The 25,640-nt window shown below is 67.9% G+C and carries 25 protein-coding genes and 1 pseudogene; 15 read left to right on the forward strand and 11 right to left on the reverse strand.

The genetic code is table 11. The annotated features are described in order from the left end of the window. Window positions 1-8: 8 nt before the first annotated feature. The 4 genes from ABNX08_RS01925 to ABNX08_RS01940 form a co-directional block, all read right to left on the reverse strand. Entirely contained in the window at window positions 9-956 is a 948-nt protein-coding gene (locus tag ABNX08_RS01925) for a glycosyl hydrolase (RefSeq protein ID WP_041680930.1), read from the reverse strand. Window positions 957-1,045: 89 nt separating this feature from the next. Next, window positions 1,046-3,208, reverse strand: coding sequence for a di-heme oxidoredictase family protein (locus tag ABNX08_RS01930; RefSeq protein ID WP_349605453.1), 2,163 nt, complete (start codon window positions 3,206-3,208; stop codon window positions 1,046-1,048). A 250-nt stretch (window positions 3,209-3,458) separates the two neighbouring features. Further along, entirely contained in the window at window positions 3,459-4,037 is a 579-nt protein-coding gene (locus ABNX08_RS01935) for a TetR/AcrR family transcriptional regulator (RefSeq protein ID WP_349605455.1), read from the reverse strand. A gap of 117 nt (window positions 4,038-4,154) precedes the next feature. Next, window positions 4,155-4,538 carry a VOC family protein gene (locus ABNX08_RS01940; protein WP_022533485.1) on the reverse strand — a complete coding sequence of 128 codons (384 nt, stop codon included), beginning with the start codon at window positions 4,536-4,538 and terminating at the stop codon, window positions 4,155-4,157. 537 nt (window positions 4,539-5,075) lie between these two features. On the opposite strand from ABNX08_RS01940, the pseudogene ABNX08_RS01945 reads away from it, so the two are divergent. The 5 genes and pseudogenes from ABNX08_RS01945 to ABNX08_RS01965 form a co-directional block, all read left to right on the forward strand. After that, window positions 5,076-5,639, forward strand: a pseudogene (locus ABNX08_RS01945) (sensor histidine kinase); the annotation flags it as partial. Between the two features lie 203 nt (window positions 5,640-5,842). Beyond that, the gene (locus ABNX08_RS01950) at window positions 5,843-6,187 is read left to right on the forward strand and encodes an Hpt domain-containing protein (RefSeq protein ID WP_367576162.1); all 345 of its coding nucleotides are present in this window, start codon (window positions 5,843-5,845) and stop codon (window positions 6,185-6,187) included. Window positions 6,188-6,189: 2 nt separating this feature from the next. Continuing rightward, entirely contained in the window at window positions 6,190-6,834 is a 645-nt protein-coding gene (locus ABNX08_RS01955) for a response regulator transcription factor (RefSeq protein ID WP_349605458.1), read from the forward strand. Between the two features lie 111 nt (window positions 6,835-6,945). Next, entirely contained in the window at window positions 6,946-7,119 is a 174-nt protein-coding gene (locus ABNX08_RS01960) for a hypothetical protein (RefSeq protein ID WP_374063639.1), read from the forward strand. Window positions 7,120-7,250: 131 nt separating this feature from the next. Next, window positions 7,251-7,793, forward strand: a complete 543-nt coding sequence (locus ABNX08_RS01965) for an RcnB family protein (protein WP_374063640.1) — start codon at window positions 7,251-7,253, stop codon at window positions 7,791-7,793. 95 nt (window positions 7,794-7,888) lie between these two features. Here the strand turns inward: ABNX08_RS01965 and ABNX08_RS01970 are convergent, their stop codons facing one another. Further along, window positions 7,889-8,137: a hypothetical protein gene (locus ABNX08_RS01970; protein ID WP_041680932.1), complete on the reverse strand. Its 249-nt coding sequence runs from the start codon at window positions 8,135-8,137 to the stop codon at window positions 7,889-7,891. Between the two features lie 573 nt (window positions 8,138-8,710). On the opposite strand from ABNX08_RS01970, the gene ABNX08_RS01975 reads away from it, so the two are divergent. From ABNX08_RS01975 to ABNX08_RS01990, 4 genes are all read left to right on the forward strand, one after another. Beyond that, entirely contained in the window at window positions 8,711-9,802 is a 1,092-nt protein-coding gene (locus tag ABNX08_RS01975) for a collagen-like protein (RefSeq protein WP_349605461.1), read from the forward strand. Window positions 9,803-10,052: 250 nt separating this feature from the next. Beyond that, on the forward strand, window positions 10,053-10,553 hold the full coding sequence (locus ABNX08_RS01980) for an ion channel (protein WP_022533492.1): 501 nt from the start codon (window positions 10,053-10,055) through the stop codon (window positions 10,551-10,553). Window positions 10,554-10,708: 155 nt separating this feature from the next. Next, window positions 10,709-11,059, forward strand: a complete 351-nt coding sequence (locus ABNX08_RS01985; protein WP_022533493.1) for a hypothetical protein — start codon at window positions 10,709-10,711, stop codon at window positions 11,057-11,059. 300 nt (window positions 11,060-11,359) lie between these two features. Next, window positions 11,360-12,313, forward strand: a complete 954-nt coding sequence (locus tag ABNX08_RS01990; RefSeq protein ID WP_022533494.1) for a glutamate/aspartate ABC transporter substrate-binding protein — start codon at window positions 11,360-11,362, stop codon at window positions 12,311-12,313. A 16-nt stretch (window positions 12,314-12,329) separates the two neighbouring features. Here ABNX08_RS01990 and ABNX08_RS01995 read toward each other — a convergent pair whose 3' ends face one another. Then, window positions 12,330-13,226, reverse strand: a complete 897-nt coding sequence (locus ABNX08_RS01995) for a MurR/RpiR family transcriptional regulator (RefSeq protein ID WP_349605463.1) — start codon at window positions 13,224-13,226, stop codon at window positions 12,330-12,332. A 442-nt stretch (window positions 13,227-13,668) separates the two neighbouring features. Between ABNX08_RS01995 and ABNX08_RS02000 the strand changes: the two genes are divergently transcribed. Genes ABNX08_RS02000 through ABNX08_RS02025 form a run of 6 tightly spaced genes read left to right on the forward strand, consistent with a single transcriptional unit; the run spans window position 13,669 to window position 20,127 of the window. Next, window positions 13,669-14,088, forward strand: coding sequence for a type IV pilin protein (locus ABNX08_RS02000; protein ID WP_041681229.1), 420 nt, complete (start codon window positions 13,669-13,671; stop codon window positions 14,086-14,088). Window positions 14,089-14,090: 2 nt separating this feature from the next. Further along, complete coding sequence (locus ABNX08_RS02005; protein ID WP_022533497.1) at window positions 14,091-14,585, forward strand: GspH/FimT family pseudopilin; 495 nt, start codon at window positions 14,091-14,093, stop codon at window positions 14,583-14,585. After that, the gene (gene pilV / locus ABNX08_RS02010; RefSeq protein ID WP_022533498.1) at window positions 14,582-15,202 is read left to right on the forward strand and encodes a type IV pilus modification protein PilV; all 621 of its coding nucleotides are present in this window, start codon (window positions 14,582-14,584) and stop codon (window positions 15,200-15,202) included. Before ABNX08_RS02005 ends, pilV begins: the two co-directional genes overlap by 4 nt. Next, window positions 15,199-16,245, forward strand: coding sequence for a PilW family protein (locus ABNX08_RS02015; protein ID WP_349605465.1), 1,047 nt, complete (start codon window positions 15,199-15,201; stop codon window positions 16,243-16,245). Before pilV ends, ABNX08_RS02015 begins: the two co-directional genes overlap by 4 nt. A 23-nt stretch (window positions 16,246-16,268) precedes the next feature. After that, on the forward strand, window positions 16,269-16,835 hold the full coding sequence (locus ABNX08_RS02020) for a PilX N-terminal domain-containing pilus assembly protein (RefSeq protein ID WP_022533500.1): 567 nt from the start codon (window positions 16,269-16,271) through the stop codon (window positions 16,833-16,835). A 49-nt stretch (window positions 16,836-16,884) separates the two neighbouring features. Further along, window positions 16,885-20,127, forward strand: coding sequence for a PilC/PilY family type IV pilus protein (locus tag ABNX08_RS02025; RefSeq protein WP_349605466.1), 3,243 nt, complete (start codon window positions 16,885-16,887; stop codon window positions 20,125-20,127). A gap of 7 nt (window positions 20,128-20,134) precedes the next feature. Here the strand turns inward: ABNX08_RS02025 and ABNX08_RS02030 are convergent, their stop codons facing one another. From ABNX08_RS02030 to ABNX08_RS02050, 5 genes are read right to left on the reverse strand one after another with little or no spacing between them, the layout of a single operon-like run. Then, window positions 20,135-21,622, reverse strand: a complete 1,488-nt coding sequence (locus tag ABNX08_RS02030) for an efflux transporter outer membrane subunit (protein ID WP_022533502.1) — start codon at window positions 21,620-21,622, stop codon at window positions 20,135-20,137. An 11-nt stretch (window positions 21,623-21,633) separates the two neighbouring features. Continuing rightward, window positions 21,634-22,809, reverse strand: coding sequence for an ABC transporter permease (locus ABNX08_RS02035; RefSeq protein WP_022533503.1), 1,176 nt, complete (start codon window positions 22,807-22,809; stop codon window positions 21,634-21,636). Further along, window positions 22,806-23,786, reverse strand: a complete 981-nt coding sequence (locus tag ABNX08_RS02040) for an ABC transporter ATP-binding protein (protein ID WP_349605467.1) — start codon at window positions 23,784-23,786, stop codon at window positions 22,806-22,808. Before ABNX08_RS02040 ends, ABNX08_RS02035 begins: the two co-directional genes overlap by 4 nt. Then, on the reverse strand, window positions 23,783-24,754 hold the full coding sequence (locus tag ABNX08_RS02045; protein WP_349605469.1) for an HlyD family efflux transporter periplasmic adaptor subunit: 972 nt from the start codon (window positions 24,752-24,754) through the stop codon (window positions 23,783-23,785). Before ABNX08_RS02045 ends, ABNX08_RS02040 begins: the two co-directional genes overlap by 4 nt. Further along, the gene (locus tag ABNX08_RS02050; protein ID WP_349605472.1) at window positions 24,751-25,455 is read right to left on the reverse strand and encodes a TetR/AcrR family transcriptional regulator; all 705 of its coding nucleotides are present in this window, start codon (window positions 25,453-25,455) and stop codon (window positions 24,751-24,753) included. Before ABNX08_RS02050 ends, ABNX08_RS02045 begins: the two co-directional genes overlap by 4 nt. Window positions 25,456-25,640 lie beyond the last annotated feature (185 nt).

Raw genomic sequence — 25,640 nt, forward strand, 5'->3', positions numbered from 1 at the left:
TCCCCCGCTCAGTACGGCAGACTGAGGTAATACCGCCCAAGCTCCGTCAGTGCTCCATCGGCGGCCAGCAGGCTGGTGAAATGGACGTCATGGCTCCACCTGCCCGTGAACCACGCGTACCGGAACACGTCAGCGCGCTGTTCGCACGTCGCCACCATCTCCTGCATCTGCCGCTTCTGCTTGTCCAGCGTGTCGATCTGCGCGCCGTCGTTGCCTGCGTGCCAGTTGGCAAACTCCGTGACCCAGAACGGCTTGCCGTACTTGGCCAGGCGATCGAGCTGGCCGCCGAGGCCATAGTCGTACCAGTGGAAGGCGAGGTAATCGATGCGTGGGTCGCGGTTGCCGTTGGCGGCACGATACGCAGCGTAGAACGCATCCAGCCACGCTACCGGGTCTTCATAGCCTGGCATCGTTCCCCATGTGATCGCGGGGCCAACCAGTTTCACGCCGGTGCGAGCGGCGATGCTCTCGTAGCGGGGCCATGCGGCGGCGGCGGCGGCCGGCGAGAGATTGGCCTGGTCGAGCAGGTTCGGCTCATTCATCAGCAGCAGGTACCGGATACCCGGACGGGCAAGCAGGTAAGCCTCGACGGCGACGGCGTCGAAGTTGTCGTTCCAGAGCATGGGAATGTAGTCCATGCCGTAGGCGGACCTGGCATCGGCAGGCGCCGCGCCGTTCGGCTGCGAGGCCCAGTTGTACCACCATGAAACGCCGGGGGCCAGGGCGGCAAAGTCGGCCGCGCTGGCGAGATCGTAGGCGATGCCTCGCTTGGCGCTCTTGCCGGTCGCCGGTGTCGAAGCAGGGGGCGTGGTGGGCGCCATGACCGGTGGCGTGCCTCCATTGCTGTCGTTGCCATTCTTCGTGGTGTTGTCTTCCCCGCCACCGCCGCACGCGGCGAGTGCGAATGCCATCATCACTGCCAGCAGGCAGTGGCCAATACGTTTGCGCACGCTCATTTGTAATTCAGGAATGGGATCGGTCTGCGAGACCAGCCGTCACGCTTGTGCACGCCTGCCCGCTCCGGAGAGCGGGCAGGCACCCGGGATTACAGCGACTGCAGGAACGCCGCGATGGCATTGCGGTCAGCCTTCGGCAGCGCTTCAAAGCGCGTCCGGCTGTCCGTTGCCTCGCCACCGTGCCACAGGATCGCTTCCAGCAGGTTGCGCGCGCGGCCGTCGTGGAGCAGGCGCACGTTCTGGTCGCCGCCCTGGACGAAGCGCAGCGAGCCGATGCCCCACAGCGGCGCGGTACGCCATTGGCTCGGATAGGCGCGCCCCTCGCTGAGGGAGTCGGCCAGGCCGGGGCCCATGTCGTGCAGCAGCAGGTCGCTGTACGGATGGATGGTCTGTTCGCGCAGTTCGGCAAACGGGTGCGTGTTGCCCGTTTTCATGGTCGGGGTGTGGCAGGCCACGCACCGGACTTGCGCGAACAGCTCGCTGCCGCGCGCGATCTGCGCGGGATTCACGTCATGCTCCGGCGACACCCGGATGCCATCCGGGAAGCCGCTGCGCAGGCTGCGCTGGGCCGGCACGCCGATCAGCGACAGGTAGTGCGACAGGCGCTGCAGCTCGGTTTCATTGACCGCGGTGGGCGCGGTCGAGCCGCGGCAATCCGGTGCGCCACGCTGGCAACCCCGGTCCGGGAAGACCGGAGAGGTCACGCCCATGTCCTTCAGCAGCGCGTCCGCGACCTGTTGCCTGAGGCTTCCCTTCGAGGCCTTCCAGCCGAAGCGCCCAAGGTGGGTCTTGCCAGTCTCCGGATCGACGACCCAGTTCGGGATGCCCCGCACGCCGTCGCCATTGGCATCGTTCGGGTCGGCCAGCGCCAGGATGGTGGGCTCGGCAACGGCCTCGAGCAGGCCCATGCCGATCACCTGCGGCGCCTGGCGCGTCGAGAAGCGCGCCGGCACCGGTCCCTTGAACGCATAGACCGGCTTGACCAGTTCCACCTTCTCGCCATCGGGCAAGGTGCGCACCGTGGTCTCGTACGACTGCACGGTCACGTCATAGGCAGGCGCAGCGGGATCCTGCGCGTGCTGCTGCACGTTGTGGCCGTAGACGGGATCGGCCTTGCCGTCGGCCGTGGCGGTCAGGAACGAAAGCGTATCGAGCTTGGCGCCGATGCCCGCGGCCACGCTGCGGCCATTGTTGGTATGGCACTCGATACAGCGCGGCTGGTTGTAGCGTGGGCCGAGCTGGCCGATGTGCGCGGTGAATTTCGGGTTGTCGACATCGTGTTCCGAGTGCGTGCCGTCCAGGAACGAGGTGTGGAACAGGCGCCGGCCCTCGACAAAGCGCTGGGTGTTGGCGATGCCGATATTGTTCGCCATCTGCTGGAACACCCGCATCGGTTCTTCCGAGTAGTTGTACGAGATGCTGGCCTGGCCGCCGAGCAGCGTCTCGTCAGGCAGGACCTCGGAGTCCAGGTTCGGGACGATGCCGTACCACGGCCGCATGCCGACGCCCACGACGTAGAGCTGCTCGAACGAGTAGTAGCGGCTGCCGCCGCCATCGACCACCGGATCGCGCTTGAGCCTGGGTGCCGGCGCCAGCTCGATCCTGTCGCCGATCTTCAGCGTACTGTGCGGATCGGTACGCCAGTTGGAATCGACCACCATCATGCAATCCTCGCGCGGCTGCCCCTCGCGGCAGATCGGCAGGCCGCCTTCCTTCGGATTGTTGAACCCGAAGTTCAGCGCCCAGCCGTAGTCGCGCACGTTGGGATCGAGCACATTGCGGAACAGGCTGAAGGTGGTGCCGTCGAAGATGCCCTGGTTCACCCGCAGATAAATCTCGATGCGCTGGCGCCCGGCCGGCACATGGTCGCGGATCTCGAGGCCGAAGGTGCGGTTCTGGAAGTAGAAGGTGGGGAAGGTCAGGTAACGGCCCGGACCCGCATCGGGGGCGTCCCACGGCTCGCCGCGTTCGCGTGCGTGGCGCTCGGTCGGGCGCGAGCCCATCAGCGTGACCAGCGTGCCGTCAGGTTCGCGGTACTGGATCTGCTCCATCAGCGGCGTATCGGCCGCGAACAATGGCGTATAGGCCAGCGGCTCCTGCACGGGTGGTGGTGGTGGCGGTGTCGAAGCACTGTCACCGCCACCACCACCGCAGGCGGTTGCCAGCAGTATTGCAGCCAGCATCGAGACCGACGCGCGCACGGCGCGGGATGCCGCGCTGCCAGGCGCGCGGCATTGAGCAAGGAACTTCATGTTTTGACCCCTCTTTTTCTTTTTGTGAAACGCATGATCGATGTACGACTCTTATGCGGGCGCGCGAACGTCGTGCGCCGCGGCCGTCGAGGATGATGATTGACATCTAAATGGATGTCAATCATCATCCTTTCGCGCGAATCAATCGTGCGGGATCAATGAGGTATGCGCATGAAGCGCGCCGGGGATCTTCGTGAGAGGAGGGGCCGACGGAATGCTGAAGCGCAGACGCGGCCCTTAGGGGACCTGCTTAGTCGTCCGTGGCGGACGCCGAATCGAACTGCGCGAGCAGGAATTCCTGTACCGAGGCCAGTATCTTTCCCGACAGCGCTGGATCATCCACCGCCCGAGCCAGGCCAAGCGCGCCGACCATGGTGCTCAGGGCGACGATCGCTCCGGCATCGTGGCCAGCATCGGCAGCCGCGGCCAGCAGCCCGCCGATAGTTCCCAGGCTCTTGCGTACCTGCTCGGTATATAGCGCGCGCGCCTCCTCGTTGGCGCGGCCCATGTCGTTGACCACCGCCGCAACGGCGCAGCCGTTGCCCGGAGAGTCGCGGTGCCTCTTGCTCAGGTACGCCGACACCATCGCCTCGAAGGTGGCTCGCGCGGCCGAGCGTGCCTGGGTGCTTGCGAAAGCAGAGGCAAGGGCTTCGGCGACCAGTTCGTCGCGGGATTCGAAATGCTTGTAAAAGCCCCCGTGCGTCAGGCCAACCTCCTTCATCAGGTTGGCGATGCTCAGCCCTTCCAGGCCATGCTCGCATAAACGCCGCGCGGCAACCTCCACGATGCGCTCATGCGTCTGCTGCTTCTGCGATTGCGAATGCCCCATTCCTCTTGCGTCATTTGATGGTTCGCGGCCGAGGCGGCCGGTGCCGGCTGATGATAGCACCCGATTACCCCTGAATTTCTGCCAGTTTTCGCGGAATGGGACACAGCTCGCATGGTGTCAGGCCGGCATGCGATGCAACGCGCACAGCTTGTTGCCATCCGGATCGCGCATGTAGGCGAGATACAACGCCCCGGCAGGGGTGTTGCGGATGCCGGGCGGATCCTCGACCGATGTGCCGCCATTGGCCAGGCCGGCGGCGTGCCAGCGCTCGATCTGCTCGGCCGACTGGCAGGCAAAGCCGACGGTGCCACCGTTGGCATGCGTGGCCGGCTTCCCGTCGACCGGCGGCGTCACGATGAAAAGGCCGCTGTCGGAGGCGTAGACATAGTCGCCCTTGGGGCGCAGTACCCCTTCGCCATAGCCGAGCGCACCCAGCACGGCATCGTAGAATTTCTTGGCGCGTTCGAGGTCGTTGGTGCCGACCGCTACATGACTGAACATGGTTTTGCTCCTTGCGTGATGGACCATCGCCGACGGAAGCCGTCGGGCTACGGCACGTATTTCAAAGGAGCGATGTATCGCGGATGTTGCGGCTGGTGGCTGTTTCTGTTGCCCAACGTATCGTCGCCGCAGCGGGATACATAGCCATACAAAAGCGGGGCCAAGGCGCGAAGTTGCCCGGCGCGCCTGCGCGGTAGCGTTCCTGGGGGGCCTCAGTAGTTCAACACCACGTTGAGCATCGTCGTGCGCGGATTGCCCACGGGACGCAGGCCTTCCGAACGTTCAGTCCTTACCGAATCTATGCAAACCAAAGCCCCGGCAAACCGCGCTTGCCGGGGCTATTCTTTTTGCATGCCATGCAGCGCGGGCGCGAACGCTAATCCGGTTGGCGCGCCGCGCACGCACCCACTACGACGGGGCGATCCGATGAAACCCACCGATACCAGCGCAGTGCGCGAGCAGGCCGCCGAGACCCGCCCGGTCAACCCGCGCCTGCTCGCAGCCATGAGCCACGAGATCCGGACCCCGCTGTACGGCATGCTCGGCACGCTTGAGCTGCTGTCGATGACGGAACTGACGGCCGTGCAGCGGCAGCAGGTGGCCACGATCACGTCATCGTCGCGCGTGCTGCTGCAGTTGCTTGATGACCTGCTCGACTATTCGCGCATTGAAGCCGGCCAGCTGGCGCTCGACGCCGTGCCGTTCGATCCGGTGGAGCTGGCGGAATCGGTCGCGCGTGCGCAGGCACCGCTGGCCCTGGGCAAAGGCCTGGCGCTTTCCTGCGAGCCGCAGCCAGGCCTGCCGTGGCTGGTGGGCGATCCTCTGCGCGTGAGGCAGGTGCTCGCCAACCTGGTGCGCAATGCGATCAAGTTCACCGCGCAGGGGCGCGTCACTATCCGCATGTGGCACGAACCGCTGCCGCCGCCTGCCGACAGGGTCCGGCTGATGCTGGAGGTCGCCGATACCGGCATCGGCATCGCCGAAGAACTCCAGCCCTGCCTGTTCGAGCCCTTTGTGCAAGGCGATGCCGCGAGCGCGCCTCGCCAGGGCGGCGCAGGACTTGGCCTGGCCATCTGCAGGCGGCTGGCCAGGCGGATGGGCGGCGACGTGGCGTTCGCCAGCACGCCGGGCGAGGGCAGCCGCTTTGCGGTGACGCTGGTGCTTGGCACCAGCTCGCGTGAGACGGCGGCGGTGCCGATCGTGGCACTGACGGCCAGTGCCGACGGTGGTGAAGCCAAGCGTTGCCAGGCCGCTGGCATGGATCGCTGCCTCAGCAAGCCGGTTTTGCTGCCGGCGCTGGCCGCATGCCTGCAGGATCTGGCGCCGACGCGCGCTGCGTCCGTCGCCGCCATGCCAGCTGCCGTGGATGCGCCGACGCGGCGCCAGCGCTGCTCGTGCAGACCACGCACGCTGATCTCGATGCCCTGCACGCGGCCGCGGGCGGTGGCGACATGCATGCGGTGCAGGCGCATGCGCACCGCATGCGGGGTGCCCTGGCGCAGGTCGACGGCGCGCAGGAGGCGGCCGAATTGTGCCGGGAGCTGGAAGCCGGTGCAGCCTGGGCCGTGCAGGCCGCGCGGGATCGCATCGGTGATCTCAGGCTTTACCTGGAAGCCTGCCTCGCACGGTCAGGTTCCGGAGACGCTTAACCATGATCAGGGTCGTGATCGCAGATGATCACCCGGTCGTGCTCAGTGGCATCCTGCGCGCGCTGGCGTGCGAGGTGGGGCTCAGCGTAGTGGGCCACGCCGCCGACTCCGGCGAACTGGTGGCGCACCTGGACAGCACGCCCTGCGATGTGATCGTGACGGACTACTCGATGCCCGGCGGCGAGCACGGCGATGGCCTGCCGATGCTGCAGATGCTGCGCAGGCGCTATCCGCACACACGCATCGTCGTCATTACCATGCTCGACAACCCGGCGCTGATCCGCAATATCCAGCAGGCCGGCGTCTCGGGCATTCTCAGCAAGACCGATCCGGTCCGGCACCTGGTGCCGGCAATTCATGCCGCCTTCCGTGGCCATAGCTACCTGCCGCCCTCGGTGCAGGCGCTGCTCGCTGCCAGAGGGCTGGACTCGCCGAAGCCGCGGGCGCGGCTGTCCCGGCGCGAGCCGGAAGTGCTGCGCCAGTGCGCGGCCGGCGTGCCGCTGGTCGAGATCGCGCGCCAGTCCAATCGCAGCAGCAAGACCATCAGCGCGCAGAAGAGCGTGGCGATGAAGAAGCTCGGGCTCAGCAATGACCACGAGCTGTACGAATACGCCAGGGCCAACGGCCTGCTGGGCGGCGCGCAGTAAGCGCTGGGCGCCGCTGGAAGCGCGCAGCGGCGGCCTGCCCGCGCATTTGCCGCGTGCTTTAAGGCATGCCTGATCCCAGCCGTGCTGCAGGCGGGCGACCGCGACCGAGTTTTGCGCAACGACGGCAAGGCGGTCACGTGGGTGTCCAACGGGCAACTCGCGCGCGGCCGCACCTTTCTCGTGGGCGGCGAGGTCTCGGCCGGCCTGGCCAGGCTGGGTGAACTGCCGGGCGCCAGCGCGATCCAGCTTGAAGGCATGGCCACCATCGAGGTGATCTACCTGTAGCCCGGACCAGCCCTGGTGCGGTGCAGCACCCCGGCATATGCGTTGGCCGGTGCGCACTTTTGTGTTCTAACCTTGTAGGTGCTGTCCGGATCCTCCGGCAGTTCGGTTTTCCCGTACGCAAGGAGATCACGATGAATACCAAGAAAGCGATACCGGCACTGTGGCTGGCCGCGAGCGTGCTGGCAGCGCCGCTGGCCCTGGCGCAGGCACAGGGCGGCGCCACAGCCTCCGGCGCTGCTGGCGCCACCGGCGCCGGCGGCACCCCAGACACGACCACCACGCCTGGCATGACAGGCGCCCCAGGCCCGACAACCACCCCAGGCATGACAGGCAGCCCTGGCACGACAGCCATGCCTGACGCCACCGGCACGACCAAACCCCCGGGCGCTACCGGAACCACCGGTACCCGGAGCACCAAGGGGACCACCAGGCCGACGACGGGCTCCACGGCCGCGCCGCCTGCCGCGCAAAGCTCGCCGTATATGCAGGTGCAGCAATGGAAGAAAGGCGACCGCCTGCCGACCGAGTTCAGGGACCGCCAGTATGTGATCGACGACTACAAGCAATACAACCTGCCGGCGCCGCGCAAGGGCACGCGCTGGGTCGGTGTTGGCGCGGAGTATTACCTGGTGGCGCCCAATGGCGTGATCCAGCAGGTCGGCTCGGGTTCCTGAGCGGCTCCGGTCACCGTCCACCCGTCCGGCAACACGGGCAGACAAGGCAAAGCCGCCGCGCATGGCTGCGCGGCGGCTCTTTTTTGCCGCAGGGATCACATACCCAGGATCTTCTTGGCGTCGAGCAGCGATTTCATCGCTTCGTCATGCTTGCCGGCCTTGTGATACGCCTCGCCATCGGCGCGCAGCTTGGCGACCTTGGCTGCGTCGTCCGGCGACAGCGCCGGCTTGGTCGACAGCTTGCCATCAATGGCCTTCATCTCGTTGGGACAATTGTGGGCGAGCGCCAGGCCGGAGGCGCCGCACAGCAGCAGTGCCGCGAGGATCGAAATGGATTTGCGCACGTTGGCCTCCGCCGGGAGCAGTTGAAATTTCCAGCATAGTGCATCGCGCGCGGTCCACAAGCGCTTCCGACCCCGGGCATAATCACCGGCCGGTTTTCCGGGCTCGCTTCAAATACCCTCTCGAAGGGGTATATGGCGATTATTTGATGCGCGGCTGAAACGCCTGCAAACCGCTGCCAAGCGCTCATCCCATCCGGAATTCAGCCATTCGGGCGAGGCTATGCATTGGCGGCACGGAACAGCACGCCGCGCGAATACCGTGCCGCGAGACGTGGTCTGCGCAAGCCGCCATGCGTCCGTTCCGAACGTCCCTTCACGCTCACCCTTTGCGCTGCGCAGGTATTACGGCGTTTGCATCTTTCATTTCGGCGCACTCGCGGTTTCAAGCGTCCGCTCGCCCAGGCCATTTCCGGATACTGCGCTTGGTGGATTTTCCTGGCGCGCGCGGCTGCGCTTCATTCCTGAAACAGCCCGTGCGGATGCCCGATTTAAAGGGCGCGCGGCAGGACTTAAATTGAACTCGCCCGGTACGTATCCGGGCCGGTCATTAAAAAAAAGACGGGGGGCTCCATCATGCAACGCATCAACCTGAAACTTGCGGCGATCCCGGTCGCCTGCCTCGCCATCCTGGTCGCCGGCTGCGGCGGGGGCGGCGGCGATTCCGCGCCGGCCAGCAACGCCGTCCCGTCCGAAAGCGTGCCCGGCCCGTCTGGCGTCAACGGCAAGACCATCCTGTCCGGCGCCAATGCGCCGAGCGCCGATATCGGCACGGACGGGGACTTCTACCTCAATGTATCGACCTCGACACTGTACGGTCCCAAGGCCAACGGCGCCTGGCCCGCAGGCGTGGCGCTGATCGGGCCGCAGGGCGTGGCCGGCGCGCCCGGGGCGATGCTGCTGCACGGTCCGGCGGACCCGGCCGCGGCGGACGGCTCGGAAGGCAGCTTCTACCTGAATACGACGACCAACACGCTGTTCGGGCCGAAGACCGGCGATAGCTGGCCGACCGGGATTTCCGTGGTCGGCCTGACCGGCCCTGTGGGCCCGGCCGGCCCCGCCGGTGCCGATGGCGCAACGGGTGCGCAGGGCCCGCAGGGAGAGAACGGCGAGAAGGGGGACAAGGGCGACAAGGGCGACAGCGGTGAGAAGGGCGACAGCGGCGCCTCGGGCCCTCAGGGTGAGCAGGGCGAACAAGGCGAGACGGGGGCGCAGGGACCGCAAGGCGAGCAGGGCGAGCCCGGCGGCGCGTTGATCTACACCGCCAACTTCGCGGTATCGACCGCCCCAGGCGGCAACGGTACCTATGTGATGAACGGCAGCGGGCTGGACCTGCAGAGCGCCGATCCCTATTTCGGCGCGATGATGCCGGTGGGCTGCACCGGCGGGCTGACCATGACCGCCAGCCTGGCCGGGACGGTGCCGGACAGCGCGCTGTACTCGGTGGTGGCGTACCGCGTTGCCAGCGGCACAGCGCTGGAAACGCTGAGCCCGCTGGCCATCACCGACGGGTACGCATGCAAGCTCAGCGGCACCAACCGGACCTGCGCGACGGCGGCCACGACGGCGGTGGCGGCCAATGACATCATCCAGATCCAGGTCAGCGGCAACCGCCCCTTCAACTGGGGCGGCGGGCTGTACGTCAACCTGGCCTGCAAGAGCAACTGAGCGCACGGGGACAGCGGCCCCCGCCGCCGTCCCGCCAGCCGACCACCCCAACACATTCCCTCAGCCAGGGCAGGCGGTACAACAACGAACTGTCACGAGCCCGCGAGCACCGCAACGCGCCGTTACAAGCCATTCGCCCGCCCCGGTTTTCCCACACGCCTTCCAGTGCTATTTTGGAGGGCGTCGTTTTTTGCCCTGCGCCAATTACCAGTCGCCTGCGCCCGCCCCCGATCCGCCCAACCCTTTGCGCATGGAACCCTCCACCGCCACACACTATTCCCTGGCCCTGCTATGCGCCGCCGTGCTGACCGTGGCGGTTGTCGGCATCCACTACGAAGCGCTGCGGCTGTTGTCGGGGCTGCATCCGAGGCGCTGGAGCGGGCGCGTGAATATCGGCGTGCTGATCGTCTGCATCATCGTGGTCCATTGCCTGGAGGCGATGGTGTTCGCATTGGGGTTCTGGTTCGCTGACAACGTGCTCGGGCTCGGCTGGCTGGCCGGGTCCACTGCGCCGGGCATGCCCACCCGGCACGGCGAGCCGTCGCTGCTGGTCTATGCCTACTTTGCGCTGGAGACCTTCACCACGCAGAGCCTGGGCGATCTGTCCCCGGTCGGCGCGACCCGGCTGATCGCCAGCATCGAGCCGCTGGTGGGGCTGATCCTGATCGGCTGGTCTGCCTCGTTCACCTATGTGATGATGCGCCGCGACTGGCTGCTGGACGAGGAGGACGAGCACCGCGGCAGGCACTAGCGGGGCCACGCAGCGGTACGGGCGACGGCTTAACTGCCCGAAATGCCGGTACTACCCGGACTACCAGCAATGCCGCTGGTGCCAGACCGGCCGGGAACGACTAAGCTGGCAGCTTGCCCCGGCCATCGGGCCACAGACCAAAGGAGCCATCCATCATGCGGAGCCCCCAGCGATCCCTGATCCGCCTTGCCGCCATCGCCGCACTCGCCATGGCCGGCAGCGCCCACGCGCAGAAGCCGGACGGCCAGGGTGCCGCCGCCGCCGCGATCAACGAGGCGGTGCAGGAAGGCACCACGCCGTACCGGCCCGATCCCGCCGCGACGCCCGGCAGCATCCAGTCGGCCGAATGCCGCGAACTGGCAGACCAGATCGCCACGGCGCCAAAGCGTGAATACCGCACCTCCGGGCAGGGCATCGAAACCGCCCAGGGCCGGACCATGCCCGAACTGGAACGCGAGCGGCCGCGCAAGACGCTACAGCAGGCGTACCAGGAGAAGTGCCTGTAGCAAGCCACTCCGGGGGGCGGCGGCTCCACGCGTCCGCCGCCTGGCCCGCGCCATCCCGCCAAAAGCCGCTCCGGCAAAGTCTTTCCCCCGCCATTTCCCGCCTGCCGCGCCCTGCACACGCCCGGCGCATGGCTGCCCCATGCCCGCGCGTCCGGGCGGGTGCTCGCGGCATCTGTTTCATTGCGCCGGGGGGAAATACATATGTTTCATGGTTATCCATGATGGAACACTTGTTTCTCATTGGCTAGGATTCCCCTCGCGATGGCGCATCGCGTGAACGCTACCCAAGGAGAGCCTGTCATGAAAGCAGCAGAAGTCACTCGCCAGCGCAGTGGTTCCCGGAGCCGCCGGGCGTTGCTCGCACCGTTCGCCGCCGCCGTGGTGCTTTGCGCTGGCGCCGCCGGCGTCGCGCACGCCGCCGACGTTGCGGCCAGCCCCACGCTTTCCAAGGTCAAATCCTCGGGCACGATCGCCATCGGCCACCGCACCTCGTCGATCCCGTTTTCGTATTACGACGCCAACCAGAAGGTGATCGGCTTCTCGCAGGACATCTGCGACCGCGTGATCGATGCGGTGAAGCGCGAAACTGGCGTGCAGAACCTGCAGGTGCGCATGGTGCCGGTGACCTCGCAGAACCGGATCTCGCTGGTGCAGAACGGCACCGTGGACCTGGAGTGCGGCGTCACCACCAACCTGAAGTCGCGCCAGCAGCAGGTGGCGTTCTCGACCACGTTCTTTGTCGCCGGCACGCGGCTGCTGGTGAAGAAGGGCAGCCCTGTGCATGACTTCGGCGACCTGTCGGGCAAGGCGGTGGTGACCAATGCCGGCACGACCTCCGAGCGCATCCTGCGCCGGCTCAATGACGAGAAGCGCGCCAATATCAGCATCCAGAGCGCCAAGGACTATGGCGAGTCGTTTCTGATCCTGCAGTCGGGGCGGGTGGCGGCGTTCATGATGGACGACGTGCTGCTGTCGGGCGCACGCACGCTGGCGCCGAACCCGGCGGAATGGACGGTGGTGGGCACGCCGCAGTCGTTCGAGGCCTACGCGTTCATGATGCGCAAGGACGACCCGGGCTTCAAGCAGGTGGTCGATGGCGCCATCACCGGGCTGATCAGGAGCGGCGAGATCAACAAGCTCTACGCCAGATGGTTCGCCGCGCCGGTGCCGCCCAAGCATGTCAATTTCGAGCTGCCGATGAGCGAGCCGCTGAAGAAGGCCTACGCCAGTCCCAACGACGAAGCCTTCGAATAATCGCGCTCAGCCGAACTCAGCCGCGCCCGGCCGGCACGTAGGCGCCGGTGCGGTGCAGCTCGCCCTCGGCCTGCTCCAGCGCGCGAATCGCACCCTTGCCCTTGCGCGCCAGCAACTGTTCGACCAGCGCCTCGACCACGGCGACGCCGGCCGTGATCGACGGGAAGAACGACGGGCTCTCGACCGGGAACAGCAGCGTGCAGTCCGCCGCCAGCGCGATCGGCGCCACCGTGCTGTCGGTGAGCGCGATCACCTTGCAGCCGCACTCGCGCGCGGCCGTGGCCACGCGGATGCTTTCCTGCGAGTAGGGGGCGAAGCTGACCACCAGCACCGCATCCTTGGGCGTGAGGCCGCGCAACTCCATCTCCAGCGTGCCGGCCTCGGCGCGGATCAGGTGCACCGTGCTGCGGAACAGCCGGTAGACGTATTGGAAAGTGAACGCGATCGGGAAGCACGCGCGAAAGCCCGCCACATGCACGCACGCCGCCTGCGACAGCAGTTCCGCCGCATGCTGCAGCGTCTGGTCGTTGTTGGCCGCGATCATGTCCAGGTTGTGGTGCTGCGCGTCCAGCATCTCGCCCAGCATGCGGCTGGCGCTGCTTTCGCGCACCACCTTGCGCGCACGGTGCGCGTACGGCTGGGTGCCGCCACGCAGCGCATCGACGAACAGCTCACGCAGCCCCTGCCAGCCCTCGAAGCCCAGATGCTGCGACAGCCGCACCAGCGTGGCCGGCTGCACCCCCGCGCTGGCGGCGATCTTGCGCATCGACAGCACCGGGACTTCCTGCGGATGGTCGAGCAGGTAGCGCGCGCCGCTCTGGAACTGCGTGCTGAGCGCGGGGAAGCTGCTGCGCAACAGCGCGAGCAGGGCCTCCAGGTCCTGCGGCGGCTGGGTAGGGTGGTCGGACGGCATGGGTACTCCGGATTCGGTGTTGTAACGATTGTTGCACAGCTGCGCCCCGGGGCGCGCTTGCCGGCTCCCGCTGCCGGTTGATTTCCGCTTGATGTCCAACTGGCGTCCGGTTAACGTCCGCCGCGGCCCAAAGCTGTATGCCCTGCCATGTGCGCAAGCCCCCTTTTGTGGGATTGCCGCAACGCTGCTGCACCGCCTTCAGAAATTTCTTCACCCTTTAAAAAGTCGTGACTTACACTGCCCGCCATAACCTCCGGAAATAGGTCGTCCGGGACATAATGAGTATCGGAGCGCGAGCATGGGACATAGAAGCCCTGCAGTGCGACACGGCGGGATGGTCAACCTGCCGTTTCGGGTCAAGGGTCAAATCACGTCCGGGGGCGGGAGCCGGGTCAGGTTCCGCACCAGGGGTGCCATCGATATGGCACAGGGGGCCGGCGGCATGCCATGCCGTGGCAGGCCCGCGCGCGGCTTCACGCTGATCGAGCTGATGATCGCCGTGGCGGTCATCGCCATCCTCGCCGCCGTCGCCATTCCCAACTACAGCCGTTACGTCGTGCGCTCGAACCGCGCGGCGATCGAGTCCTTCATGCTCGAGGTCTCGGGCGCGCAGGAGCGTTTCCTGGTCGACAACCGCGCCTATGCCGCCAACCTCGGCGCGCTCGGCATGGCCGTGCCGGCGGGGCTGGCGGGACGCTACCAGGTCACCGTGGCGCCCACCGTGGCGCCGCCGCCCGGCTACACCATCGTGGCCACGCCGCTGGGCAGCCAGCTCAGCGGCGACACCGACTGCGGCACGCTGACGCTGACCAGTGCCGGCGCCAAGACCGCGTCGGGCGCCGCCACCAACTGCTGGAACTGATCATGCGGCGCGCCACTTCACTGATGCGGTTGCCGCGGCGCGCGGACACGCGCGGCTTCACCCTGGTCGAACTGCTGTGCGCGCTGAGCGTGCTGGCGATCCTGGCGGTCGCGGCGGCGCCGTCGTTCGCGTCGCTGGTGGCGGGCCAGCGCGTGCGCGGTGCCTCGCTGGAGCTGGCGTCAGCGCTGGTGCTGGCGCGCAGCGAAGCGGTCAAGCGCAACGCCACCGTCAGCCTGGCCGCCACCGGCGCCGCGTGGACCGCCGGCTGGGCGGTCACCGCCGGCGCCGAGACGGTGCGCACCTTCGGGCCCTACAGCGGCCTGACCATCACCCCCAGCGCCGCCGGGGCACTGGCCATCGGCAACGACGGCCGGCTCACCGGCGCGGCAATGACCTTCGAGGTCGCGCCAAGCGGCGATACCTCCGCCAACTCGCGCGTCTGCGTGCAGGTCAGCGAGACCGGCCGCGTCGCCTCGGCCACGGGAGCCTGCACATGACGCACAGAACCTCGCGGCCGCGGCCGCGTTTGCCTGTCCGCCGGCAGCAGGGTGGCTTCCTGCTGATCGAAGTGCTGGTGGCAGTGGTGATCCTGCTGGTCGCGCTGCTCGGCACGGCGGGGCTGGTGACGCGCTCTGGCCAGACCGAGATGGAGTCCTACCAGCGCGTGCAGGCGCTGGCGCTGCTGCAGGACATGGCGGTGCGCATCAACGCCAACCGCCAGGTCGCCACCTGCTACGCCAACGGTGCCAACGGCATGCTGCTGGGCACCACCGCGGCGCCGCCCGCAGGCTGCACGCAAGGCACCGCGGCGCAGCAGGCCACCGCCAACGCCGACCTGCAGGCCTGGAACACCGCGCTGCTTGGCAGCGCCGAGCAGCGCCCTGGCGCCAGCGGCGCCCCCGCGCAGGCGGTGGGCGCCATGATCGGCGCGCGCGGCTGCATCGAGACCGTCGATGCCGTCAGCCAGGTCTACCGTATCACCGTCGCCTGGCAGGGCCTGGCCACCACCGGCGCGCCCGCGCTCGGCTGTGGCAAGGACCAGTACGGCAACGATGCCTATCGCCGCGCGGTCAGCACGCAGATCCGCATCGGCACACTGGGGACCGTGTCATGAACACGCTGCGCATTGCCAACGGCCGCCTGCGGCGGCGCCAGCGCGGCGTCTCGCTGATCGAGCTGATGATCGGTATCACCATCGGCCTGGTGCTGCTGACCGCGCTGGCCAGCCTGTACTACGCCAACAGCCTGTCGCGCACCGAGTTCGTCAAGTCGGCCGAGCAGGTGGAGAACGGCCGCTACGCGTTGGACCAGATCCGGCGCGAGGTGGAACTGGCGGGTTTCTTCGGCGCTGGCAGCATCGCGCGCGGCGCCACCGTGGCCGAGCCCGCGCTGTGCGCGGCAGACCCGGCGGCGCTGGGCTTCTCCGCGGCAGGCTTGACCGTGCCGCTGGCACTGGCAGGCTATGGGCCCGGCGTGGCGGCGCCATGCCTGCCTGACCTGGCGGCGACCTCCGAGGTGCTGGTGGTGCGGCGCGTGTCGACCACGCCGGTGGCCGCGCCCACGCCGGGCGTGCCCTACCTGCAGGTCTCGGCCTGCCCGCAGGACGCCAATTCCTTCGTCTTCGACGCCAGCGCCGCGGCGGCCTTCGGCCTGCGCACCAAGGCCTGCGATCCCGCCCAGCCCGCCGCGCTGCGCCAGGCCGTGGTGCGCGTGTTCTACCTGGCCGGCTGCGACCGCTGCACCAACGGCGGCGACGGCATCCCCACGCTGAAGATGGCCGAACTGGTGGGCGGTGCGTTCCAGTCGCGCTCGGTTGCGCAGGGCGTGCAGGACATGCACCTGCTGTACGGCGTGGACCTGGACAGCAACGGCTCGGCCGACTGCTACGTGGACGACCCGGGCAGCAACAACGCCGCCGCCTGCGCCACCGTGCCGGGCTACGACTGGACCAATGCGCTCGCCAACTGGGGCAACGTCACCACCGTGCGCGTGAACCTGCTGGCGCGCACGCTGCGGCCCTCCGGCGGCCAGTCCGACAACCGCACCTACGACCTTGGCCGCGCCGCCGCCAGCGGGCCGTTCAATGACGGCTTCAAGCGCCACGTCTACGCCCAGGTGGCGCGGCTGGTCAACGTGGCCGGGCTGCGCGAGCAATGACCTCACACCGCAAAGAGCAAGCAATGATCAAGCTACCGGGTCATAAACGGCAGGGCCGGCCACTGCGCCGCAGGCAGGACGGGGTCACGCTGGTGGTCACGCTGGTGTTCATGGTCCTGTTCCTGCTGATCGCCGTGGCCATGGTCAATTCCGGGCTGGTCAACGTGAAGGTGGCCGCCAACCAGCAGCACACCGCCGAAGCGCGCGACGTGGCGCAGCAGGCGATCGAGCAGGTGATCAGCAACGATTTCACCAAGGCGCCGGCGGCGGTTGCCGTGCCGGTGGACGTCAGCGGCGACGGCAAGGCGGACTATGTGGCGCAGGTGGCGCAGCCGGAGTGCGTGACAAGCAAGCCGATGAAGAACGTCGAGCTTGACCTGAGCGATGCCGACGACGTGTCTTGCCTGATCGGCAGCGGCGTGCAGAACACCGGGATCGTGACGGCGGGCAACAACGGCGGCAATTCGCTGTGCAATGCCACGCAATGGGATGTGGCGGCCACCGTCAACGATGCCGCCAATACCGGCACGGTTGCCACCGTGCACCAGGGCGTGGCGGTGCGCATGCCAACCGGTTCGGCCTGTCCGTGAACGCGCAGGACACCACGACCTTTTCACTATCGATCGGACGGGAACCAGCATGACGACCAACGCCTGCCGGCAGCGCCGCCTTGCGGCCTTCGCAATCGCCTTGCTTACCTTTGCGGGCGTGAACGGCGCGCGCGCCGAGGACATCGACTTGTTCACCGGCCTGCAGTCCAACGCCGGCACCAAGCCCAACGTGCTGCTGCTGCTGGACAACGCGTCCACATGGAACGCCAGCACCATCATCAAGGGCTGCGACACGCCCGATGTGGTCAGCGCCAACAATGCCGGCACCGATGTGGGCGCGATCCAGTGCGCGCTGTACCGCGCGGTCAACACGCTGGTGACCAACGAGCAGCTGGCCGGCAACATCAACATGGGCTTGATGATGTTCGGCACCGGCACAAACGTCGGCGGCCAGTTCCGCCATCCGGCGGCGGCGCCCTACACCCTGCCGCTGATGGATAAGACCAACGGCCCCCAGTTCCTCGAGTACATCAAGAGCATCGACCGCCAGGCCGACAACGCGAACAATTCGCAGGTGGGTTCCGGCATGCAGGAGGCGTGGGCCTTCTTTGCCGGCAAGAAGGGTTTGTCGGGCACGCAGTACACATCGCCGATCACCAACCCCTGCCAGAAGAACTTCGTCATCTATATCGCCAACGCGGTCAACAACGGCAAGCCGCAGGACACCGGAACCGTGGCCAAGGATGCGCTGGTGGCGGCGGGAGCCAATGCAACGCAGCTCACGCAGCTCAAGCTCGATTCGGCCGCCAACAAGTACGAGAGCAACTGGGGCGATGAATGGGCGCGGTTCATGTACCAGACGGACGTGAACGGCAACGTCGATAACAACCAGAACATCATCACCTACACCATCGCTGTCACGGACGGCAAGAATCCGGACTATGTCGAGTCGACCCGCAGCATGGCCGACAACGCCGGTGGCAAGCGCTACGTGGTGGAGCTGGGCGACGTGCAGGCGCTGGTCGATGCGCTGCTGCAGATCTTCAACGAGATGCAGGCAGTCAACAACGTGTTCTCGTCGGTGAGCCTGCCGGTCAGCGTGAACGGGCAGGGCTCGTACCTGAACCAGATCTACATCGGCATGTTCCGTCCCGACGCCACCGCGGCGCCGCGCTGGATGGGCAACCTGAAGCAATACAAGCTCGGCTACGACAGCAACAAGCAGATCGTGGTGCTGGACGCGAACCCGAGCGGGCCCAACCAGAAGAGCGCGATCAGCAACGCCGGCACGGGCTTTATCTCGCCCAATGCCAAGAGCTTCTGGACCGCGGAGCCGCCGCTGGCGTTCAGCGGCAGCAGCTATTCCGGCAGCGCTGTCGCCGGCTGGCCCGCCAAGGGCTTCTGGGTCAATAGCCCCTCGGGCGCGGCCGGGGCGCTGGACTCCGCGGACGGCGTTGCCGGTGTGATCGGCGGCGACGGCGAGATCGTCGAGAAGGGCGGCGCCGGCGAAATGCTGCGCGCGCAGATCGTCACCGACCAGGCCGCGCGCAAGCTCTACACCTGCCCGTCGGGCGCGTGCACCACCACGGCCCTGGCGTCGTTCGATACCGCCAACACCTGGCTGACCGATACCACCGGTCAGACGGCGCTGAACAGCAGTGCTGCCGACGTGAAGAGCCTGATCAACTGGGTGCGCGGCCGCGACGTGGGGGCGCTGGGCGAGAGCACCGTGGCCGGCAAGGAACAGCAGAAGGGCCCCGGCGGCAGCGTCACGGTGCGCGGCTCGGTGCACGGCGATGTGCTGCACTCGCGCCCGGTGGTGATCAACTATGGCGGCACCACCGGCGTGGTGGTCTTCTATGGCGCCAATGACGGCGTCTTCCATGCGGTCAACGGCAATCAGACCACCGGCATCAATGGCGTGCGCCCCGGCGGCGAGCTGTGGGGCTTCGTGCCGCCGGAGTTCTACGGCAAGCTCGGCCGCCTCTACACCAACGCGCCCGAGGTGCAGCTGAGCGGCTCGCCGACCGGCTCAGGCGCCAAGCCGCGCGACTATTTCTTCGACGGCACCACCACGGTGTTCCAGGACCTGCGCGACCCGGCCAATCCGCGCGTGGTGATCTACCTGACGGCGCGGCGCGGCGGGCGGCTGGTCTATGCGCTGGACGTGACCAACCCGGTGGCGCCCGAGTTCCTGTGGAAGTCCGACAGCAACCAGATCGCCGAACTGGGCCAGACCTGGTCGCAGCCGCGCGTGATCCGCGTCAAGGGCTACACCAACCCGCTGGTGGTGATGGGCGCCGGCTACGATACCGCCGAAGACGCCGAGCCGTCGCAGGGCGGCGGCGCAACGGGGCAGGGGCGCGGCGTGATCGTGTTCGACGCGCTCAAGGGCACTGTGGTGCGGGCGTGGCTGGCCGATTGCACCGGCCTCGACGCCACCGTCTGCTCGGTACCCACCGGCCTGAACCGCGCCATCCCGTCAGACGTCGCGGTGGTGGACCGCAACGGCGACGGCCTGATCGACAAGGGCTATGTCGGCGACATGGGCGGCAATGTCTGGCGCCTGGATTTCGAGACCGCCACCGGCACGGGCCCGGCGGCCTGGACGCTGGGCAAGTTCGCCTCGCTGGGCGGCGCGCAGACCAGCAACGATGCGCGCAAGTTCATGTACCCGCCCGACGTCATCACCACCGGCGCCTACGACGCGGTGATGATCGGCAGCGGCGACCGCGAGCATCCGCTATACACCACCAGCAACGTGGCGGGCCTGGCCTATAACGTCACCAACCGTTTTTACATGCTGAAGGACACCGCGCTCATCGGCGGGCTGCCGGCGACATGGACGCCGCTGACCGACAGCAGCCTGTTCAACGCCACCGCCACGGTGTATGCGGATTCGGGTACCAGCAAGGGCTTCTACCTGACGCTGGGGACCGGTGAGAAGGTGGTCAACGCGCCGCTGACGGTGGCCGGCTACACCTACTTCGGTACCAATACTCCCAGCGTGCCAAAGACCGGGGTCTGCTATCCGGACCTCGGCATCGCGAGGGGCTATGCGGTGTCGTTCCTGACGGGCAAGGGGCTTAACGACAACCGCTATGTCCAGTTCAACAACGGCGGCCTGCCGCCGTCGCCGGTGTTCGGCGTGGTGGCGGTGAGCGATGCCCAGGGCAACACCAGCAACGTGCCGGTGCTGATCGGCGGCGGCAACCAGACCGGGCCGGGCGGTGGCGACAATACCTCGTCGCTCGGTGCGCAGAAGATCTCGCCGCCGGGGATCGGCAAGCGCAAGCGGACTTACTGGTACACGCAGGCCGACAAGCAGTAGGTCGCAGTTACGGCGCCGCTGCCACGGCGCCGTTTTCTTCCTGCCACCACCCACCCCCCAACGCCTGCAGCAACGCCGCCGAATCCGCCAGCCGGTCGGCGCGCGCCTGCGCCAGTTCCAGCGAAGCCTGCCGGGATTGCCGTTCCGCATCCAGCACCGTCAGCTGGCTGACGCCGCCCAGCTGGTACTGCTCCGACACCACCGCCAGCGTGTCGCGCGCCTGGCGTGCGCTGTCGGCGCGTTCGCGCAGCGCGGCGGCGTCGGCTTCGAGGGCGCGGAGTGAGTCGGCCACGTTCTGCAATCCCTGCAGCACGGCTTGCCGATACGCGGCCAGCGACTGCTCATAAGCCGCCTCCGCCGCGCGCTTGCGCGCCTGCAATTCACCGCCGCGGAACACCGGCTGCACCAGCCCCGCGGCAAGGCTCCATACATTGAGGCTGCTGAACAGGTCGCGCGCGGCGGTGGCCTGGGTGCCGCCGCTGGCGCTCAGCGTCACCTGCGGATAGAGGTTGGCGGTGGCCACGCCGATATTGGCCGAGGCCTGGTGCAGCAGCGCCTCGGCCGCGCGGATGTCGGGGCGGCGGCGCGCCAGCGAGGAGGGCAGGCTGACTGGCAGCGTGTCGGGCAGGTGCAGGTCGTCGAGGCGGAATTCCGGCAACTGGGCCGCGGCCGGCGTCTGGCCGGTGTAGACCGCGAGCTGGTGGCGCGTGGTCTCGAGTTGTCGCTGCAGCGATGGCACCAGCGCCTGCGTCTGCGCCAGTTCCGCGCGCTGGCGCTGCACTTCCACACGCGCCACGCCGCCTGCGTGCAGGCGTTCTTCGGTGATGCCGAGCTGGCGCTGCTGGGCTTGCGCGACCGCGACCGTATCGGCCAGCTGCGCGCGCAAGCCCGCTTCGCGGATCGCCGCGGTGGCGACGTTGGCGGCCAGCGCCAGGCGCGCGGCTTCGAGTTCGTAGCGCTGGTAGTCCACCGCCGCCTGCAATCCCTCCAGTTCGCGTCGCTGGCCGCCAAACAGGTCGAGCACGTATGACACCTGCACCGTGGCGCCGTACAGCGTGAACGGGCCGGGGCTGGGAAACGCAGTGATGCCCAGCGATTGGAAATCGACCTGCTGACGGGTGGTATTGAGCGTTGCGTCGACCGCGGGCCAACGTGTGGCCCCGGTGCGCGCGGCCAGGTTCTCCTGCGCCTCGCGCAGCCGGGCGCGGGCCTGGGCGAGCGTGGGGCTGGCGTCGAGCGCGGTGCGGATGGTGGCGTCAAGCGCCGGGCTGCGGAACAGGGACCACCACTGCGCCGGCACGTCAGCGCCGGCGGCCAGTGTCTGTGCGTGCGCCTGGCCGGGCGCGTCCGCGGTATCGGCGGCAACCGTTGCCACCGGCTGCGGGCCCCGCACATAGCCGGCGTCATCCGGCGGCGCGGGGGCGTGGAAATCCGGTCCGACGGCGCAGCCGCACAACAGCGCGGCGGCGGCGAACACAGGTGTCAGTCGAGACATGGCGAACTCCTTCAGTCCAGCGTGCGGCGATAGAAACGCACCGCGATCGCCATCACCACCACGATGAACAGCGCCATCGGCCAGACCTGGGGCCATAGTTCGACCCAGCCGTTGCCTTTGAGCAGGATGCCGCGCACCATGCGGTTGAAATACGTCATCGGCAGGATGTTGCCGATGACCTGCGCCCAGCCGGGCATGCCGGCGAACGGGAACATAAAGCCCGAAAGCAGGATATTGGGCAGGAAGTAGAAGAAGGTGAGCTGCATCGCCTGCAGCTGGTTCTGCGCCAGCGACGACAGCGTGATGCCCACGGTCAGGTTGGCCGCGATAAACAGCAGCGCGGCCAGGTACACCGCCGTTACCGAGCCGACGAAGGGCACGTCGAAAACCCAGCGTGCGGCCAGCAGCACGATGGTCGACTGCAGCAGCCCGATGAAGATGTAAGGCACGATCTTCCCGGTCATCACCTCGATCGGCCGCACTGGCGTGGCCAGCAGGTTTTCCATGGTGCCGCGCTCGCGTTCCCGCGTCATTGCCAGCCCGGTCATCATCACCATCGTCATCGACAGGATCACGCCCATCAGGCCGGGGATGATGTTGTACTGGGTCAGGCCCTCCGGGTTGTACAGGCGCTGCACCTGCACGTCGAACGGCGCCTTGCCGCCGGCCAGCGGCGCCAGCGCTCCCTTCAGGTCATGGGTGCCGACGCTGTAGGGCAGCTGCGGCAGCGCCGCGATGGCCTGGCCGGTGGCCGAGGGGTCGGTAGCGTCGGCCTCGACCAGCAGTGCGGGGCGTTCGCCGCGCAGCAGCTTGCGCGTAAAGTCGGGCGGGATGCTGAGCACGAACTGCACCTCGCCCTTCATCAGGGCCTGGCGCCCCGCGGCTTCGTCGGGCAGCGTGGCGACCACCTTGAAGTAGGTCGAGTTCTGCATGCTGGCGATGAACGAGCGCGTGAATTCGCTCTGGTCGGCGGCGATCACCGCGGTCGGCAGGTGGCGCGGGTCGGTGTTGATGGCAAAGCCGAACAGCAGCAGCTGCATGATCGGCAGGCCGACGATCATGCCGAAGGTGACGCGGTCGCGACGCAGCTGCAGGAATTCCTTCAGCACGATGCTCCACCAGCGCTGGACCGAGAAGCGCGTGGCGGTGCCATTGCCGGCAGCGGGTTTGCGGGAGGCGGCGGTCATGTCGGCTCCTTTGCCTTGCGCGTGCCCATGTTGTCTTCGGCCCGGCTCATCATATGGATGAACACGTCCTCCAGGCTGGTCTGGGTCTGCGCTACGCGCCGGCCGGGACCGGCCAGGCGCGACAGCGTATCCGCGAGCGCCTGCGCATCGCGCCCGGTCACGTGCAGCGCGGTGCCGAAGGCCACGGTCTGCTCCACGCCCGGTGCGCCCTGTAGTTGCTCGGATAGCGTGGCGAGGTCGTCGCCTTCCACGCTCCAGGTCGACAGCTGCTGGCTGGCTACCACCTCATCGGCGGTGCCCTGCGCCAGTAGCTTGCCGTAGGCGATATAGGCGAGCTTGTGGCAGCGCTCGGCCTCGTCCATGTAGTGCGTGCTGACCAGCACCGAGATGCCGCGCGCGGCGAGCTGGTGCAGCTGCTCCCAGAAGTCGCGCCGCGCCTTGGGATCGACGCCCGCGGTCGGTTCGTCGAGCAGCAGCAGTTCGGGCTCGTGCAGCAGGCAGGCCGCCAGCGCCAGCCGCTGCTTCCAGCCGCCAGACAGCGAGCCGGCGAGCTGCGCCGAACGCGTGGCCAGGCCCAGGTCCTCGAGGGCACGGTCGACAGCCTCGCGCCGGTTCGGCATGCCATAGACGCGGGCGACGAAGTCCAGGTTCTCGCGGATCGACAGGTCGTCCCAGTACGAGAACTTCTGCGTCATGTAGCCGACGCGGCGCTTGATCTCGTCAGCCTCGCGCAGGATGTCGTAGCCCAGGCAGGTGCCCGCGCCGGAGTCGGGCGTCAGCAGCCCGCACATCATGCGGATGGACGTCGTCTTGCCGCTGCCGTTGGGGCCGAGGAAGCCGAAGATCTCGCCGCGCGCGACCTGCATGCTGAGGTCGTTGACCACGTGCTTGTCGCCGAAGTGCTTGTTCAGGCCGCGTACGTCGATGGCGAGTTCTGCCGGGCGGCCGTTGGCGGTTGTGTTGACTGTCGTGTTCATTGCCGCACCACTTCGACGGGCTGGCCGGGCCGCAGCTTCGGGGCGTCGGCGGTCGACGGGCGAGCCTCCACCAGGAACACCAGCTTGCGGCGGGTCTCGTTGCTGTAGATCACCGGCGGCGTGTATTCGGCCTCGTTGGCCACATAGGTGATGCTGGCGGTCACGGGCGCGGCGCAGCCGTCGCAGCGCACCTGCACCGCCTGGCCGTTGCGCAGCGCGCCAACCACGGTCTCTGGCACGTAGAAGCGCACCTTGACGTTGCCCGGCGGCAGCATGCGCACCACCGGGCTGCCGGCCGGCACCCATTCGCCCAGCCGGTAGGGCGTGTCATAGACCAGGCCCGCCTGCGTGGCGGCGACAGTCTTGCGCGACAGCTTCCAGTCCGCCTGCGCCAGCGCCGCGCGCGCGGCCGCCACTTGCGCGGCTTGCGCGGCTTGTTGCGCGTCGCGCCCGGGCAGGCGTGCCACGTCGATATCGCGCTGCAACTCGCGCACGCGCGCGGCGTCGCTGCGGGCCTGTGCGCGCGTTTCGTCGAGCTGCGCCTGCGCGATGCCGCCGATCTCGTACTGGCGCTCATCGCGCCGCAGGGCCGCGGCACTGCGCTGCGCCTGGGCCTGCGCCTGCGCCAGCTGGGCGCGGCTGACGTCGACTTCCACCGGGCGCTTGCCGGTCTTCATGTCCTGCAGCTGGGCTTCGGCCGCGCGCAGCTGGTCTTCGGCCTGCTGCCGCGCGGCGCGTTCGTCGTCGGATTCGAGTACGAACAGCGCGGCGCCCTGGCTGACCTGCTGGCCGCGCTGGACCGACAGCGTGTCGAGGCGCCCAGCAAAGGGCGAGGCCACGCTGACGAACTCGCCTTCGACATAGCCTTGCCAGCTATCGGTGCGCTGGTTGCCGCAACCGGCAACGAGCAGCGCGGCAAACGTTGCCGCCAGCCCCGGCAGGGGGCGTTTGTGGTTTGCGTACTTCATGGTGACTCCGGGGAATGCTTGGGCTTGCCAGCGTTTGCGGCGGGCACGGGTGCCAGGCCGTGCGTCAGCAGCGCGGATACATGGCGCACCAGCGCGTCGGTATCGATCGCCTCGGCGCCGGGCAGCCGCCGCCAGATATGCGCGGTGGCCAGCGGCAGCAGCGTCAGGCCGACCAGCGACGGCATCAGCAGCACCGGCTCCAGTCCGCTGTTGAGCTGCCCGCGCGCGATCGCGGCCGCCAGCGGAGCGCTCAGTGCGCCGACGCGCTGCAGCGCGAAGCGGTCCAGCACGCGCTCGCGCAGGGCGCCGTCGGCGCTGGCGACTTCGCGGATCCACAGGCCGGGAAACCACGGCGTGGCGGCCGCGGCGCGGATCAGCGCGCTGGCGAGGCCGATCAGCATCGCCAGCGGCTCCGTGTCGCCGCCCGCGGCGGCGAAGACGCCGGCAATCAGTGGCTGCAGCTTTTCCTCGGTCACGGCGTCGAGCAGCAACTCGCGGTCGCTGAAGTAGTAGTGGACCAGCGCCGGCGTCACGCCGGCCTGCGCGGCGATCGCCTTGACCGGCGTGCCGGCCACGCCCTGGCGCGAGAACAGCTCGGTGGCCGCATCGAGGATGCGTTCGCGCTGGCCGGGCTGGCCCGCGGCGGGGCGGCCGGGGCTGCGGCGGGCGGAAGGTTTCGGTTTGGCGGGTTGGCGCGGCATGGGGGGCAAGTGAGTGCGTGGGCGGTGTCGATGGAATATTAATTGTTGCGTTAATTAATTCAAGCGCGGTTACAACGTCGACCTTGCCGCACACGGTGGACATGTCATGGGGCTTGGCTATGCTGCGGGCGCCGAAGCGCGCCGCCCCCGGCACATCCTTTCCACCATCCTCCAGCCGATGCCGT

The sequence above is a fragment of the Cupriavidus sp. DF5525 genome (genome assembly GCF_040149425.2).
In the GTDB taxonomy this organism is placed as follows: Bacteria; Pseudomonadota; Gammaproteobacteria; order Burkholderiales; family Burkholderiaceae; genus Cupriavidus; species Cupriavidus pickettii_A.